This window comes from Pseudomonas rosaeacicularis (assembly GCF_057128745.1).
In genome coordinates this window covers 1-15,426 of record NZ_JBSKHT010000023.1, presented here as the reverse complement: position 1 = coordinate 15,426, position 15,426 = coordinate 1, and the positions used below count along the sequence as shown (strand labels likewise).

Annotated in this window: 12 protein-coding genes; 7 read left to right on the top strand and 5 right to left on the bottom strand. The window is 59.9% G+C overall.

The window, feature by feature from the left end; translation table 11 throughout:
* Positions 1-6: 6 nt before the first annotated feature.
* Positions 7-948, top strand: a complete 942-nt coding sequence (locus ACWKWM_RS25520; protein ID WP_483848772.1) for an AEC family transporter — start codon at positions 7-9, stop codon at positions 946-948.
* Between the two features lie 98 nt (positions 949-1,046).
* On the opposite strand, the gene ACWKWM_RS25515 is transcribed toward ACWKWM_RS25520, so the two are convergent.
* From ACWKWM_RS25515 to gatC, 5 genes are all read right to left on the bottom strand, one after another.
* Positions 1,047-2,099 carry a calcium/sodium antiporter gene (locus ACWKWM_RS25515; protein ID WP_483848833.1) on the bottom strand — a complete coding sequence of 351 codons (1,053 nt, stop codon included), beginning with the start codon at positions 2,097-2,099 and terminating at the stop codon, positions 1,047-1,049.
* Positions 2,100-2,168: 69 nt separating this feature from the next.
* The gene (locus tag ACWKWM_RS25510) at positions 2,169-2,540 is read right to left on the bottom strand and encodes a septal ring lytic transglycosylase RlpA family protein (RefSeq protein WP_483848771.1); all 372 of its coding nucleotides are present in this window, start codon (positions 2,538-2,540) and stop codon (positions 2,169-2,171) included.
* 141 nt (positions 2,541-2,681) lie between these two features.
* A complete protein-coding gene (gene gatB / locus ACWKWM_RS25505) occupies positions 2,682-4,127 on the bottom strand; it encodes an Asp-tRNA(Asn)/Glu-tRNA(Gln) amidotransferase subunit GatB (protein ID WP_483848770.1) in 1,446 nt (481 codons plus the stop codon).
* Positions 4,128-4,138: 11 nt separating this feature from the next.
* Positions 4,139-5,590 (bottom strand): Asp-tRNA(Asn)/Glu-tRNA(Gln) amidotransferase subunit GatA, encoded by a 1,452-nt coding sequence (gene gatA / locus ACWKWM_RS25500; RefSeq protein ID WP_483848769.1) that lies wholly within the window; start codon positions 5,588-5,590, stop codon positions 4,139-4,141.
* Between the two features lie 15 nt (positions 5,591-5,605).
* Complete coding sequence (gene gatC / locus ACWKWM_RS25495) at positions 5,606-5,893, bottom strand: Asp-tRNA(Asn)/Glu-tRNA(Gln) amidotransferase subunit GatC (protein WP_483834118.1); 288 nt, start codon at positions 5,891-5,893, stop codon at positions 5,606-5,608.
* Positions 5,894-6,099: 206 nt separating this feature from the next.
* Here gatC and mreB point away from each other — a divergent pair, with 206 nt between their 5' ends.
* The 6 genes from mreB (at position 6,100) to ACWKWM_RS25465 (ending at position 15,324) form a co-directional block, all read left to right on the top strand.
* Positions 6,100-7,137, top strand: coding sequence for a rod shape-determining protein MreB (mreB, locus tag ACWKWM_RS25490; RefSeq protein WP_020292894.1), 1,038 nt, complete (start codon positions 6,100-6,102; stop codon positions 7,135-7,137).
* Between the two features lie 237 nt (positions 7,138-7,374).
* A complete protein-coding gene (gene mreC, locus ACWKWM_RS25485; RefSeq protein ID WP_483848832.1) occupies positions 7,375-8,496 on the top strand; it encodes a rod shape-determining protein MreC in 1,122 nt (373 codons plus the stop codon).
* Entirely contained in the window at positions 8,496-8,987 is a 492-nt protein-coding gene (gene mreD / locus ACWKWM_RS25480) for a rod shape-determining protein MreD (protein ID WP_065990112.1), read from the top strand. The genes mreC and mreD overlap by 1 nt, the downstream gene beginning before the upstream one ends.
* Positions 8,988-9,253: 266 nt before the next feature.
* Complete coding sequence (locus tag ACWKWM_RS25475) at positions 9,254-9,865, top strand: Maf family protein (RefSeq protein WP_483848768.1); 612 nt, start codon at positions 9,254-9,256, stop codon at positions 9,863-9,865.
* On the top strand, positions 9,862-11,319 hold the full coding sequence (gene rng, locus ACWKWM_RS25470; RefSeq protein ID WP_483848767.1) for a ribonuclease G: 1,458 nt from the start codon (positions 9,862-9,864) through the stop codon (positions 11,317-11,319). Before ACWKWM_RS25475 ends, rng begins: the two co-directional genes overlap by 4 nt.
* Before the next feature lie 189 nt (positions 11,320-11,508).
* Positions 11,509-15,324 (top strand): YhdP family protein, encoded by a 3,816-nt coding sequence (locus ACWKWM_RS25465; protein WP_483848766.1) that lies wholly within the window; start codon positions 11,509-11,511, stop codon positions 15,322-15,324.
* Positions 15,325-15,426 lie beyond the last annotated feature (102 nt).

The following is a 15,426-nucleotide window of genomic DNA, read 5'->3' as shown; positions in this document are numbered from 1 at the left end:
TTGCGCATGCTGGACATTTTTTCCGAGACCCTGGCTATCACCGCGCCGGTGTTCGCCATGTTGTTTCTGGGCGTGGTGCTCAAGCGCGTTGGCTGGATCAACGACAGCTTCATCCACACTGCGTCGGCGCTGGTGTTCAACTGCACCATGCCGGCGTTGCTGTTTCTGGGGATCATTCACGCCGATCTGCACGCCGCGTTGCAGCCGGGTGTGTTGATCTACTTCATCGTCGCCACGCTGGTGGGCTTCGCCATCGCTTGGGGCTGGGCAATTTACCGGGTGCCGTTCGCCGAGCGCGGGATCTACACCCAAGGCGCGTTTCGCGGCAACAACGGTGTTATTGGCCTCGCGCTGGCCGCCAGCATGTACGGCGATTACGGGATTTCGCTCGGGGCAATCCTCGCAGCCCTGGTGATCCTGTTCTACAACACCCTCTCCACGGTGGTGCTCGCCGTGTACAGCCCGGTGATCAAATCCGACCCTTGGAGCATTTTCAAAAGCGTGCTGGCCAACCCGCTGATCATCAGCATCGTGCTGGCCACGCCGTTCGCCTACTTCTCGATCCCTTTTCCCAAGTGGCTCGACACGTCTGGCAGCTATCTGGCGCAGATGACCTTGCCGCTGGCGTTGATGTGCATCGGCGGCACGTTGTCCCTTAAATCGTTGCGTGAGAGCGGCGGTTTGGTGATCAGTGCCAGCCTGATGAAGATGGTCTGGCTGCCGATCATCTGCACCTTCGGCGCCTGGGCCCTGGGTTTTCGCGGCGCGGAGCTGGGGATATTGTTTCTGTACTTCGGCGCCCCGACGGCATCGGCCAGTTACGTCATGGTGCGTGCGGCGAATGGCAATCACGAACTGGCCGCTGCGATCATCGTCATGACCACGCTGGCGGCGGCGGTGACGACCAATATCGGGATATTTGTTTTGCAGTGGGGTGGGTGGATTTAGCGGCAATCTGTAGGAGCCAACTTGTTGGCGAGGCGAGTTACCGGATGCTTCAGGTCCTACGCCTCGCGAACAAGTTCGCTCCTACAGAGACCGCCGATTCAGTGCTGGCGCCGCCACGCGCGGGCGGTGCTGATTGCCACACCGACTGCCAATACCGGCAGCACGTAGTGAATCATCAGATTTTCCAGGCGGTCAGCCAGCGGCATGCCTGTTGTGAACGATACGATGTGCAGCCCGTACACCACGTACAACGCCAGCAACAGCAGGCCTTCGATCCGCGTGACCCGATAGCCCGAGTAAAACAGCGGCAGGGTCAAAGCGGCCGCAGCCAGCATCACCGGCAAATCAAACACCAGCGCATTGGGCGAGATGGTCATCGGCTCCGGGCTGATCAGTGCGGTCGCGCCCAACACCCCCAGCAGGTTGAACAGATTGCTGCCGATCACGTTGCCCACGGCGATGTCGCGCTCGCCACGCAGGGCGGCGATCAGCGAGGTCATCAATGCCGGAAGCGAGGTGGCGATGCCGATCACCGTCAAGCCAATCACCCGTTCCGACAGCCCCAGATCCTGAGCGATCACCGTCGCTGCGCTGACGAGAAAATGACTGCCGTAAATCATCAGCACCAGCCCGCCGATCATCATCGACAGGCGCCCGATCATCGGGCGGATTCGGCGTTTGGATTGATCGGGCACCGGGCTGAAATGTCTTGTGCCGTGGGCGAACTGACGCAGCACGATCACCAGATAGCCCCCCAGGGCAAGCAGTAGAATCACGCCATCGAGGCGGCTGAGCACGCCATTCCATGCCAGTACGGCCGCCAGTGCAGTGGCGGCGATCATCAGCGGAATGTCGACCCGCACCAGTTGCCGGGCGACCCGCAGCGGAATGATCAGCGCGGCCAGACCAAGGGTTACCAGTACGTTAAAAATGTTGCTGCCGATCACGCTGCCAATTGCGATGTCGCTGCTGCTGGAAAACGCTGCCTGTAGCCCGACAGCCATTTGCGGCGCGCTGCTGCCCAACGCCACTACCGTAAGGCCGAGAAACAAAGGTCGGGTTTGCAGAATCACCGCCAGCCCCACGGCGGCACGTACCGACAATTCAGCGCCGAATATGAGTAACAGGAGGCCGCCAATCAGCTCAATCAGGTTGGGCAGTGGCAGGGTCGATAATTCGAGAATTGCGAGTACCTGTTCAGGTCAGTGAAACATTGAAATTCAGTCCAGCGCTTGCACGCGGACCTTGGCCGTACCGCTGCGCAGCATGCCCAGTTGCTCGGCGGCGGCGCGTGATATGTCGATCAGGCGTCCGCGAGCGTGCGGGCCGCGGTCGTTGATGCGTACCACGACCTTTCGGTCGTTGGCCAGGTTAGTGACCTGCACCCGGGTGCCAAACGGCAGTTGGCGATGCGCTGCGGTGAAGCTGCTTTGATCGAAGCGTTCGCCGCTGGCAGTCCGCTTGCCCTGGTGCCGGGCACCGTAATAGGACGCGCTGCCGGAGGCGTTGTAACCGTGTGGATCGATGAGGCCGTCGCTGGCACAACCGGCCAGCAGGGAAAGCAGGGCGCAAGCGCCGAGAAGCCGCAGCATGAGTGGCAGTCCTTGATCGTATTGAGCCTCAGGACACCTGTAGGAGCTGCCGAAGGCTGCGATGCGGTGTTTCATGGGAAATCGCATCGCAGCCTTCGGCAGCTCCTACAGGTTATGCATCATCCTGCGAGGCTGTTTGGCTTAACCTTCCAGCTTGCTCTTCAACAGTTCGTTGACTTGCTGCGGGTTGGCTTTGCCTTTGGACGCTTTCATCGCCTGACCCACGAAGAAACCGAACATCTTGCCGCGCTTGGCTTCGTCTGCCGCGCGATACTGTTCGACCTGCTCGGCATTGGCTGCCAGCACTTCGTCCAGCATCGATTCGATGGCGCCGCTGTCGGTGACTTGTTTCAGGCCGCGCTTCTCGATGACTTCATCGGCGCTGCCTTCACCATTGGCCATGGCCTCGAACACCATCTTGGCAATCTTGCCGGAAATGGTGTTGTCAGTGATGCGCAACAGCATGCCGCCCAACTGTTCGGCGCTGACCGGCGACTCATCGATTTCGACGCCTTGTTTGTTCAGCAACGAACCCAGCTCAACCATGACCCAGTTGGCCGCCAGTTTTGCGTCGCCGCCGATGCTGACCACTTTTTCGAAGTAGTCGGCTTGCTCGCGGCTGGAGGCCAGCACGCTGGCGTCGTAGACCGACAGCCCGAACTGCGACTGGAAGCGCTCGCGTTTTTGCGGCGGCAACTCCGGCAATGTCGCGCGCACCTGATCAAGGAACGAGTCCTCGATGATCACCGGCAACAGGTCAGGATCAGGGAAGTAACGGTAGTCGTTGGCTTCCTCTTTGCTGCGCATGGCGCGGGTTTCGTCTTTGGCCGGATCGTAAAGACGGGTCTGCTGGATAACCCGGCCGCCGTCTTCGATCAGCTCGATCTGACGCTGGATTTCGCTGTTGATCGCTTTTTCGATGAAGCGGAACGAGTTGACGTTCTTGATCTCGCAGCGAGTGCCGTACTCGACCTGACCTTTGGGGCGGATCGACACGTTGCAGTCGCAGCGCAGCGAACCTTCGGCCATGTTGCCGTCGCAAATACCCAGATAACGAACCAGCGCGTGCATCGCCTTGACGTATGCCACCGCTTCTTTGGCCGAACGCATGTCCGGCTCGGACACGATTTCCAGCAGCGGTGTGCCCGCGCGGTTCAGGTCGATCCCGGTCATGCCGCTGAAGTCTTCGTGCAAGCTTTTGCCAGCATCTTCTTCCAGGTGCGCGCGGGTTACGCCGATGCGCTTGATCGTGCCGTCTTCCAGAGTAATGTCCAGGTGGCCTTTGCCAACGATCGGCAATTCCATCTGGCTGATCTGGTAGCCCTTGGGCAGGTCCGGGTAGAAGTAGTTCTTGCGGGCGAACACGTTGTGCTGGCCGATCTCGGCGTCGATGGCCAGGCCAAATTTGACCGCCATCTGAACCGCTTCCTTGTTCAGCACCGGCAGCGAACCGGGCATGCCCAGATCAACGAGGCTGGCCTGGGTGTTGGGCTCGGAACCGAACGTTGTGGAGCTACCGGAGAAAATCTTCGATTGTGTGGTGAGCTGGGTATGAATCTCCAGCCCGATCACGACTTCCCATTGCATGTTTTTTCTCCTTAGAAGCCAGCCGGCGAGCGGGTGTGCCAATCAGTTACCTGTTGGTATTGGTGGGCAACATTTAACAGGCGGCCTTCCTGGAAATACGGCGCGAGCAATTGCACGCCCACCGGCAGACCGTCAGCGAAGCCCGCAGGCATCGACAGACCCGGCAGACCCGCAAGGTTGGCGGTGATGGTGTAGAAATCTTCCAGATACGCAGAAATCGGGTCGTTGTTCTTGGCGCCGATTTTCCAGGCCGGGTTGGGCGTGGTCGGGCCGAGGATCACATCGACTTCAGCGAATGCGCTCATGAAGTCGTTCTTGATCAGGCGACGGATTTTCTGCGCTTGCAGGTAGTAGGCGTCGTAGTAGCCGGCCGACAGCGCGTAAGCCCCGACCATGATCCGGCGCTGCACTTCGGGGCCAAAACCCTCGGCGCGGGAGCGCTTGTACAGATCGGTCAGGTCTTTGGGGTCTTCGCAGCGATAGCCGAAGCGCACGCCGTCGAAACGCGAAAGGTTGGAGGACGCCTCTGCCGGCGCGATCACGTAATAAGCCGGGATTGCATGTTGCAGGTTCGGCAGGCTGACTTCCTTGACCACTGCGCCGAGCTTTTTAAGCTCTTCGACGCTGGCCATGACCAGATCGGCGATACGCGGATCGAGACCGGCGCCGAAATACTCTTTCGGCACGCCGATGCGCAAACCTTGCAGCGAGCCGTTGAGGCTGGCGGCGTAGTCGGGCACCGGTTCGTCGATGCTGGTGGAGTCATTGGTGTCAAAACCGGCCATGCCTTGCAGCAGCAGGGCGCAGTCTTCGGCAGTGCGCGCCATTGGGCCGGCCTGATCGAGGCTGGAGGCGTAGGCGATCATGCCCCAGCGCGAGACGCGACCATAGGTGGGCTTCAAACCGGTGAGGTTGGTCAGTGCAGCCGGCTGACGGATCGAGCCGCCGGTGTCGGTGCCGGTCGCGGCAGGCAACAGACGCGCTGCCACTGCCGCAGCCGAACCGCCGGACGAGCCGCCGGGTACGTGCTCAAGGTTCCACGGGTTTTTAACCGGACCATAGTGGCTGGACTCGCTGGCCGACCCCATGGCGAATTCGTCCATGTTGGTCTTGCCCAGGGTCACGGTGCCCGCAGCGGCCAATTTGGCAACGACCGTGGCATCGTACGGCGCCTTGAAGTTGTCGAGCATCTTCGAGCCACAACTGGTGCGGATGCCCTTGGTGCAGAACAAGTCCTTGTGGGCCAGCGGTACCCCCAGAAGAGCGCCGTTTTCGCCAGCGGCACGGCGTGCGTCCGCAGCTTGCGCCTGTGTGATAGCCAGGTCTTGGGTGATGGAAATGAAGCTGTTGATCTGCGGGTCGAGCTGAGCGATGCGCGTCAGCAGCGAGCGGGTCAATTCTTCGGAAGAAAATTTCTTGTCGGCGAGTCCGCGAGCGATCTCTGCCAGTGTCAAATCGTGCATTACGGGCACATTCCCTTAGTCGATGACTTTCGGAACCAGATAAAGGCCGTCTTGGACCGCTGGTGCGATGGCTTGATACGTGTCACGGTGGTTGCCTTCGGTGACTGCGTCTTCTCGCAGGCGTTGAGAGGCTTCAAGCGGGTGCGCGAGTGGTTCGATACCGGTGGTATCAACCGCTTGCATCTGGTCGACAAGTCCCAGAATGCTGTTAAGTGCCTCGGTAGTACGTGGTATATCAGCGTCATTCAAGCCAAGTCGGGCCAGATGGGCGATTTTTTCCACGTCGGAGCGATCAAGCGCCATGGGGTTCTCCAGTGGAATGCGTAGGGCATGCGCCGTACGTCAGATTGCGGAACACTACACGCTTTAAACGGTCATAGGCCGCGAACGTCGAGGGTAGTGCTCGGAAAAACAGCCAATTTAACATATTGGCTCCTTGCCCAAAATCCCTGTCGTTGTTAGAGTTTGCCGCACTTTTTTACCCACGCGTTCCCTAGGGTCCCTTTCCCATGTTCAAGAAACTGCGTGGCATGTTTTCCAGCGATCTTTCCATCGACCTGGGCACTGCCAACACCCTTATTTACGTGCGTGAGCGCGGTATTGTCCTGAACGAGCCATCGGTTGTGGCCATTCGGACCCACGGAAATCAGAAGAGCGTTGTTGCTGTCGGGATGGAAGCCAAGCGCATGCTGGGCCGTACCCCGGGCAACATCGCCGCCATTCGTCCGATGAAAGACGGCGTGATCGCCGACTTCAGCGTGTGCGAAAAGATGCTGCAGTACTTCATCAACAAGGTTCACGAGAACAGCTTTTTGCAGCCCAGCCCTCGCGTGTTGATTTGCGTACCGTGCAAATCCACTCAGGTCGAGCGTCGCGCCATTCGCGAATCGGCACTCGGCGCTGGTGCCCGTGAAGTATTCCTGATCGAAGAGCCAATGGCCGCTGCCATCGGTGCCGGCCTGCCGGTTGAAGAAGCCCGCGGTTCGATGGTTGTCGACATCGGCGGCGGCACTACTGAAATTGCTCTGATCTCCCTGAACGGTGTGGTCTACGCCGAATCCGTACGTGTAGGCGGCGACCGTTTCGACGAAGCGATCATCACTTACGTGCGCCGTAACTACGGCAGCCTCATCGGTGAATCCACCGCCGAGCGCATCAAGCAGGAAATCGGTACGGCCTACCCAGGCGGCGAAGTGCGTGAAGTCGACGTACGCGGCCGTAACCTGGCAGAAGGCGTACCACGTGCATTCACCCTGAACTCCAACGAAGTGCTGGAAGCGTTGCAGGAATCCCTGGCAACCATCGTTCAGGCCGTGAAAAGCGCGCTGGAGCAATCCCCGCCAGAATTGGCATCGGACATCGCCGAGCGCGGCCTGGTCCTGACCGGTGGCGGCGCTTTGCTGCGCGATCTCGACAAGTTGCTGGCTCAGGAAACCGGGCTGCCGGTCATCGTCGCCGAAGACCCGCTGACCTGTGTTGCCCGTGGCGGTGGTCGTGCGCTGGAAATGATGGACAAACACACCATGGACCTGCTCTCCAGCGAGTAACGCGCTAGAGTTGCAACTGTGATGAACCCGACAGGCGGCACCCCCGGTGTTGCCTGTGTGTTCGTTGTGTCGACGACACCCTTTGGAGTTCAAAGTCTGTCAGTCTGTAGTTTCCGTCAATCTGCACCGGGCCGGTTTCATGTCGCATGAATAAGCACAACCCATCGAAGCGCAATCCGTTGAACGCATGCCTGGAAGGAGCGGCCTATTAAACCGCTTTTCTCAAAGGGCCCCTCGCTGGGCGTTCGTCTGCTGGTGCTGGTCGTGCTATCCGTTGCGGTCATGGTCGTGGATGCGCGTTTCACCTTGCTCAAGCCTGTCCGTAGTCAGATGTCGCTGGTGCTGATGCAGTCCTACTGGATCGCCGACTTGCCGGAGCGTCTGTATCAAGGCGTTGCCAGCCAGTTTGGCAGCCGCACGGAACTGGCCGCCGACAACGAAAAACTCAAAACCGAAAACCTGCTCCTGCAAGGACGCCTGCAGAAGCTCGCGGCCCTGACCGAGCAGAACGTACGTCTGCGCGAACTGCTCAACTCTTCGGCGCTGGTTAACGAAAAAGTTGAAGTGGCCGAGTTGATCGGCATGGACCCCAACCCTTTCACTCATCGCATCATCATCAACAAGGGTGAGCGCGATGGCGTAGTGCTGGGTCAGCCGGTGCTCGATGCCCGCGGGCTGATGGGGCAGGTGGTCGAATTGATGCCGTACACCTCTCGCGTTCTCCTGCTGACCGACACCACCCACAGCATTCCGGTGCAGGTGAATCGCAACGGGCTGCGCGCCATTGCCAGCGGCACCGGCAACCCCGAGCGTCTCGAATTGCGTCATGTCGCCGACACCGCTGACATCAAGGAGGGCGACCTGCTGGTCAGTTCCGGCCTGGGTCAGCGCTTCCCGGCGGGTTATCCGGTAGCGACCGTGAAAGAAGTGATTCACGACTCCGGGCAACCATTTGCCATCGTGCGAGCGGTGCCGACGGCAGCGTTGAACCGTAGCCGGTATCTGTTGCTGGTGTTCTCCGATGGGCGCTCGCCGGAAGAACGCGCCGCCGATGCCGCGCAACAGCAGGAATCTCTGGATCACCCTTCGGCCGATCCTGCCGTCGTGCCGTCGGCAACGTTGCCCGCCACCACTCCCGCCACCGCCACAGCCGCAAAGCCCGGCGCCACGACGCCAGCCAAACCGGCCTCGACTCCGGCAGCAACTCCCGCTGCTACGCCAGCCGCTGCACCCACCAAGACACCTGCTACCAAACCGGTAGCCAAACCGCCTGCCAAGCCTGCCGCCACCAAGCCGCCCGCGACTGCGCCTGCTGCATCAGCGCCTACGCGTGAATCAACGCGGCAGAGGGAAGAATAATGGCTCGTCATGCCCCCGCGAGAAACGGCTGGGTCGTCTGGTTGACCTTCGCTATTGGCCTGTTGCTGAGCGTTTCGCCGCTGCCGCAGTTCATGGAAATCTTTCGTCCGCTTTGGCTCGCGCTGCTGCTGGCGTTCTGGGCTTTGGCCCTGCCACACAAGATCGGCATGGTCACCGCCTGGATGCTCGGGCTGGCAGAAGATGTGCTGTATGGCACGCTGCTGGGCCAGAACGCGCTGATCCTGACCCTGATTACGTTTTTGGTCCTGTCGCTGCAACAGCGTTTGCGCATGTTCCCCATGTGGCAGCAGTGCTTGGTGATTCTGGTGATTTTCGGTCTGGCGCAGTTGGTCCAGTTGTGGCTCAGTGCCCTGACCGGTAACCGCCAACCGACTCTCGCTCTGGTGTTGCCGGCATTGGTCAGCGCATTGTTGTGGCCATGGGTGAGCTATGGTCTGCGCGGCTTGCGTTTGCGATTGAAGATAAATTGAGGGTTTCGCCGCCTTGCGCTTTTGATTCTGGCCGGAGGCCGTAGGAGCGAGGCTTGCCCGCGATCTGGCGCGCAGCGGCAGCAAACCCAGTGCATGCGGTGTATCTGAACGCCCGAGTCGCATGATTTTGCTGCCGGTTCCCGGCAGATCGTGAGCAAGCTTGCTCCTACGCCCTCCGGGCAGAAGCGAGACCGGGGGTAGAACAGAGGAAGCGTCACTGTTTTCAAGCAACACGAAGCCGATATTCACTGACACGGAGACGTCCCATGCCCCAACTTCACCTGGCCTCTGGCTCACCTCGCCGCCGTGAATTGCTGACTCAAATCGGCGTGACGTTCACCGTTCTTAGCGCCGACATCGACGAAACCCCACTCAACGACGAAACCCCGACCGCCTATGTCGAGCGCCTGGCGCGTGGCAAAGCTGACGCCGGCCTGCTGTTTCTCGCCAACGATCCCGCTTACTCGAGCGCCTGCGTACTGGGCGCGGACACCGCGGTAGTGCTCGACGGCAAGATTCTCCGCAAACCGGCAGACGAAGCAGACGCCCTGGCGATGCTCGGCGCATTGTCCGATCGCGAACATGAGGTGCTGACCGCCATCGCCGTGGTCGACCAGCAGCGCTGCGAAACCCGTATCGTCAGCAGCCGCGTGAAGTTTCGCGCGATAGCCGCCGAGGAGGCGAGTGCCTACTGGGCCAGCGGCGAACCCAAGGACAAAGCCGGCAGCTACGCGATTCAAGGCTTGGCCGCCGTTTTCGTCGAAAGCCTCAATGGCAGCTATTCCGCAGTGGTCGGCCTTCCACTGTGCGAAACCGCAGAAATCCTCCAGCGTTTCGGCATACCCTGTTGGCAATGCCTGGAAGGTAAAACGTCATGAGTGAAGAGATTCTGATCAACATCACGCCGATGGAATCGCGCGTGGCAGTGGTTGAAAACGGAGTGTTGCAGGAAGTCCACGTCGAGCGCACCCAGCGCCGCGGGATCGTCGGCAATATCTACAAGGGCAAGGTCGTGCGGGTTTTGCCGGGGATGCAGGCAGCCTTCATCGACATCGGCCTGGACCGCGCTGCGTTCATCCATGCATCGGAAATCTCCATGCGCGAAGGCCCGGCAGTGGAGGGCATCGCTTCGCTAGTGCATGACGGGCAGAGCCTTGTGGTGCAAGTCACCAAGGACCCGATCGGCAGCAAAGGCGCACGCCTCACGACACAACTGTCGATCCCCTCGCGGTATCTGGTGTACATGCCGCGCACTGCCCATGTTGGCATCTCGCTGAAAATCGAAGACGAAGCCGAGCGTGAGCGCCTGAAAAAGGTCGTCAGCGACTGCGTGGCGCAGGAAGGCATCAAGGAGACGGGCGGGTTCATTCTGCGCACGGCGGCAGAAGGTGCTGGCGCCGACGAAATCCTGATGGACATCCGCTACCTGCGCAGGCTGTGGGACCAGATTGGCGAGCAGATCAAAACCATTGGCGCGCCAAGCGTTATTTATGAAGACCTTGGCCTGGCGCTGCGCACATTGCGCGACCTGGTGAGCCCGCGCATCGAGAAGATCCGCATTGACTCGCGGGAAACCTTCCAGAAGACCACTCAGTTTGTCGCTGAACTGATGCCGGAAATCGCTGATCGCCTGGAGCACTACCCCGGGGAGCGGCCGATTTTCGACCTGTACGGCGTTGAGGATGAAATCCAGCGTGCGCTGGAGCGCAAGGTGCCGCTCAAGTCCGGCGGCTATCTGGTGATCGATCCAGCTGAAGCCATGACCACTATCGACGTCAACACTGGCGCGTTCGTGGGGCATCGCAATCTCGAAGAGACCATCTTCAAAACCAATCTGGAAGCGGCAACCGCCATTGCCCGGCAGATGCGCCTGCGCAACATGGGCGGGATCATCATCATCGATTTCATCGACATGGAAGACGCCGAACACCAGCGTCAGGTCCTGCGCACGTTGGAAAAACAGCTCGAACGCGATCACGCCAAGACCAACATCATCGGGATCACCGAGTTGGGCCTGGTGCAGATGACGCGCAAGCGCACCCGCGAAAGCCTTGAGCAGGTGCTGTGTGAGCCATGCGCCTGTTGTCAGGGACGTGGCAAGCTGAAAACACCTGAAACCATCTGCTATGAAATATTTCGCGAGATCCTGCGCGAAGCCCGTGCCTATCAGGCGGTTGGATATCGCGTCCTGGCCAACCAGAAAGTGGTTGATCGATTGCTCGACGAAGAGTCTGGCAATGTGGCGGAGCTCGAGGCGTTTATCGGCCGCACTATCCGTTTTCAGGTCGAGACCATGTATTCGCAGGAACAATACGACGTTGTGCTGCTCTGACTGAACGTGAACGCCCCGTGCCATGAATGACGGGGTGACGAAAAACAGAAAATGCGCCTGACGGGCCGACGGCATGGATGCCCTCTAAAGAGAATGTTGCGTGGCAAATGAGCACTTACCGGACGTACCTACACCTGCAGGATTGAGCCGGTTGCGATTTGCCCACGTCCTGCGCGGAGGCGCGGCGACATGGAGCGTCTGACCCGTTTTCTCGCGAGCCTTTTGCGCTGGTGCCTGAGTCTTTGCGCGTTGGTGGTCGTGTTGACTGCGCTCTATGTCAGCGTCGGGCGCCAACTTGCGCCGATGGTGGCCGAGTACCGCGTCGAGGTGCAAAACAAAGCGCAGGCTGCGATCGGGATGCCGCTGAGCATCGGGCGTCTCGAGGGGAGCTGGAGCGGTTTCGTACCGGTCTTCGTCGCCCATGATGTGATGGTGGGCGAGGGTGCCAGCGCCGTGCGACTCGATCAGGTCCGCGCCGTCCCCGACCTCTGGAAAAGCCTGACAGCACAGGAAGTGCGGATTGCCAACGTCGAACTCGACGGCTTGCAAGTCAGCCTCAGTGAGGACCAGAGCGGTCATTGGTCGTTGCAGGGCTTGCCGATCAGCAATGACAAACCTCTGGACCCGGAACAAGTACTGACGCAGATGCAAACGGTCTCGCGACTGTCGCTGTTCGACAGCCAGATTACCTTGCAGCCATTTGCCCAGGCGCCGCTGACACTGACTTATGTCAGCCTGACCCTCAAAACCGGCAGCAGCCATCAACGTCTGGATGCTCGGCTGACCTTGCCGGACGGCCAGCCCCTGGCGCTGAACGTCAACGCCCGCGTGCAGGCAAAACAATGGCGTGAAGGCGAAGCCGACGCCTACTTGAGCCTGCCACAAAGCGACTGGGCGCAGTGGTTGCCCAAAAGCCTAACCCGCGACTGGAAAGTAAAATCGCTTAAAGCCGGTGGCGAATTCTGGTTGAGCTGGGGCAGGGGCGCTGTGCAAAGCGCGGTTGCGCGGCTCAACGCCCCACTGATCAAAGGCGCCTACGCCGACCGTAAGCCGCGCAAGATCGAAAATCTGGCGCTCAACGCGTGGGCTCAGCGCAACGACACGGGCCTTGCGATATCGCTGGATTCTCTGGCCATGAATTTGGGCGACAAGCGCTGGGAAAGCCGGATTCAGGTCCAGCAGACCGCAGCGACCGTAGACAGTGAAGAAGTCTGGCACCTACAGGCCGACCGGCTTGATCTGACGCCGATCACTCCGCTCCTCGACGCCTGGGCACCGTTACCGGACAAGGTGATGGAGATAGTCGACCATCTGAAAGTTACCGGCGGCCTGCGCAACGCGCTTGTGGATTACCGGCCACAGGCCACTGGCGCCAAGCGGCTGAGCTTCGCTGCGAATCTGGACAAGGTCGGTTTCGACGCCTATCACGGGGCGCCCGCCGCAGGGAATGTCACCGGCTCGATCAGCGGTGATCTGGGACAGGGCGAGCTGCGCCTGAACACTGACGACTTCATGCTGCACCTTGACCCGATTTTCGCCAATGAATGGCGCTACAAACATGCCGAAGCCCGATTGACCTACGCGCTGGACGATCAAGGTTTCACCCTGATCGCGCCGTACATCAAGGTGCTCGGCGATGAAGGCAAGATCGCCAGCGACTTCCTGATTCGGCTGCATTTCGATCACAGCCAGGAAGACTACATGGACCTGCGCGTTGGCATGGTCGATGGCGATGGTCGCTACACCTCCAAATACCTGCCTGAAGTGCTGAGCCCGGCCCTTGATGAGTGGCTGCGCACGGCGATCTTGAGCGGCAATGTCGATCAGGGCTTCTTTCAGTACCAGGGATCAATAAACAAAAGCGCTTCGGACGTGTCACGGGTCATCAGCCTGTTCTTCAAAGTGCGCAATGCCAATCTGGCGTTCCAGCCAGGCTGGCCGCAACTGACCGGCGTTGATGGCGATGTGTTTGTCGAGAACAGCGGCGTGCGTATTCGCGCCAGCAAAGGCAAGTTGCTCAACACTCAGGTCAGTAAAGTCTCGGTGGATGTGCCCCATGTGCCTGCTGGTCAGCCAAGCCATCTGCTAGTGGATGGCGATTTTGCCGGGGGCCTGGATGACGGCGTGAAGATTCTTCAGGAAGCGCCCATTGGCACCGCGCAGACCTTCGCCGGCTGGCAGGGCGACGGACCATTGCAGGGCCACATCAACCTCGACATCCCGCTGGTCAAAGGCCAGGAGCCGAAAGTCGTCGTGGATTTCAAGACCGATAGCGCGCGACTCAAACTGGCTGACCCGGTGCTTGAACTGACGCAGCTCAAAGGCGATTTCCGATTTGATTATGCCAAGGGCCTGAGCGGTAAGAACATCAAGGCGATAGCGTTCGAGAAACCGGTCACTGCCGAGATTTTCGGCGAAGGCAAACCGGGCGCTCCGGTGACACGCATCGCCGCCAGTAGCCAGATCAGCGTCAAGCGCCTGACCGATTGGCTCGGCGTCACCCAAACGCTGCCTGTGTCGGGCGACTTGCCGTATCAGTTGCAGGTCACGTTGAACGGCAGTGACAGCCAGTTGCGGATCAATTCCAGTCTCAAGGGCTCGGCCATCGATCTGCCTGCTCCGTTCGGTAAGACCGCCGAAGAGGTGCGCGACAGCAATTTCAGCATGAACCTGCAAGGCGCAGAGCGGCGTTTCAACGCCGGTTACGGCAATCTTGCCAGCTTCGCGTTCGCAGCGCCGGGTGGCAAACTTGCCGATGGCCGGGGTGAGCTGTTTCTGGGTGAAGGCGGGGCCATTGTTCCCGAAGCCAAAGGCCTGAGGGTGCGTGGCTCGCTGGCGGAACTGGATATCGCGCCTTGGCAGGCGATGGTGCAGCGGTATGCCGGAGATGACCCTGGCGATAGCGCCAAGCAGTTGCTCAACAGTGTGGACTTGCAGATCGGTAAACTGACCGCCTTTGGCTCGACGCTTAATCAGACCAGCGTGCAGCTCAATCGCAAAGATGCCGCATGGGCGCTGGCGCTGGACAGTTCATTGATGAAGGGCACGGCTATGTTGCCCGATAGCAAAACGACGCCGATCGATATCAATCTGCTGTATGTGCGCCTCCCTGCACCTGACCCAACCGCTGCCGTGGTTGAAAACGCGCCGGATCCGCTGGCTGATGTAGATCCCCACAAGATTCCGTCCATGAACCTCAAAGTCACTCAGGTGTTCCAGGGTGATCAGCTGATGGGCGCTTGGTCGTTGAAAACGCGACCGACCGCTAATGGCATGCAGCTGGCCGATATGGACCTGGGCCTAAAAGGCATGTTGCTGCAGGGCAACGGCGGTTGGGAAGGTGCGCCGGGAGCGACCAGCAGTTGGTTCAAAGGTAAGGTCTCGGGCAAGAACCTGGGCGATATCCTCAAGGCTTGGGGTTTTGCGCCAACGGTCACCAGTGAAGACTTCGAAATGAACGCTGACGGTCGTTGGCCGGGATCGCCTGCATGGGTGTCACTCAAACGTTATTCCGGCAGCCTGGATGCGACGTTGCGCCGAGGTCAGTTCGTCGAAGTTGAAGGCGGTGCCGCAGCGTTGCGGGTGTTTGGTCTGCTCAACTTCAATTCCATTGGCCGCCGCTTGCGTCTGGACTTCTCGGACCTGGTGGGCAAAGGCTTGAGTTACGACAAGGTCAAAGGGCTGTTGGCGGCAAGCGATGGTGTTTACGTGACCCGTGATCCGATCACGTTGACCGGGCCTTCGAGCAACCTTGAGCTGAACGGTACATTGGACATGGTCAAGGACCGCGTTGACGCCAAGGTGTTGGTGACGTTGCCCGTGACCAATAACCTGCCGATTGCGGCCCTGCTCGTCGGCGCCCCGGCCATTGGCGGTGCCTTGTTTCTGGTCGATAAACTGCTGGGCGATCGCGTAGCGCGTTTTGCCAGCGTCCAGTACAAGGTCGAAGGCCCGTTGAAAGAGCCGAAAATCACCTTTGATAAGCCGTTCGAAAAGCCGCAGTAGCCTACGGTCTGCTTCTGCCGAAGGCCTGTAATTGGATGGACTCGCCCAAGCCGAGGCGTCTGTGCGCCACGGTGGCATTCTTATGGAAGCCAACGAACAGCG

What these genes read in the sequence shown, in the direction of transcription:
- ACWKWM_RS25510 (WP_483848771.1), bottom strand. Translation starts at nt 2,540, where the DNA reads ATGCTGCGGCTTCTCGGCGCTTGCGCCCTGCTTTCCCTGCTGGCCGGT.
- ACWKWM_RS25475 (WP_483848768.1), top strand. Translation starts at nt 9,254, where the DNA reads ATGCCCCAACTTCACCTGGCCTCTGGCTCACCTCGCCGCCGTGAATTG.
- rng (WP_483848767.1), top strand. Translation starts at nt 9,862, where the DNA reads ATGAGTGAAGAGATTCTGATCAACATCACGCCGATGGAATCGCGCGTG.
- mreB (WP_020292894.1), top strand. Translation starts at nt 6,100, where the DNA reads ATGTTCAAGAAACTGCGTGGCATGTTTTCCAGCGATCTTTCCATCGAC.
- mreD (WP_065990112.1), top strand. Translation starts at nt 8,496, where the DNA reads ATGGCTCGTCATGCCCCCGCGAGAAACGGCTGGGTCGTCTGGTTGACC.
- ACWKWM_RS25520 (WP_483848772.1), top strand. Translation starts at nt 7, where the DNA reads ATGCTGGACATTTTTTCCGAGACCCTGGCTATCACCGCGCCGGTGTTC.
- gatA (WP_483848769.1), bottom strand. Translation starts at nt 5,590, where the DNA reads ATGCACGATTTGACACTGGCAGAGATCGCTCGCGGACTCGCCGACAAG.
- gatB (WP_483848770.1), bottom strand. Translation starts at nt 4,127, where the DNA reads ATGCAATGGGAAGTCGTGATCGGGCTGGAGATTCATACCCAGCTCACC.
- ACWKWM_RS25465 (WP_483848766.1), top strand. Translation starts at nt 11,509, where the DNA reads ATGGAGCGTCTGACCCGTTTTCTCGCGAGCCTTTTGCGCTGGTGCCTG.
- gatC (WP_483834118.1), bottom strand. Translation starts at nt 5,893, where the DNA reads ATGGCGCTTGATCGCTCCGACGTGGAAAAAATCGCCCATCTGGCCCGA.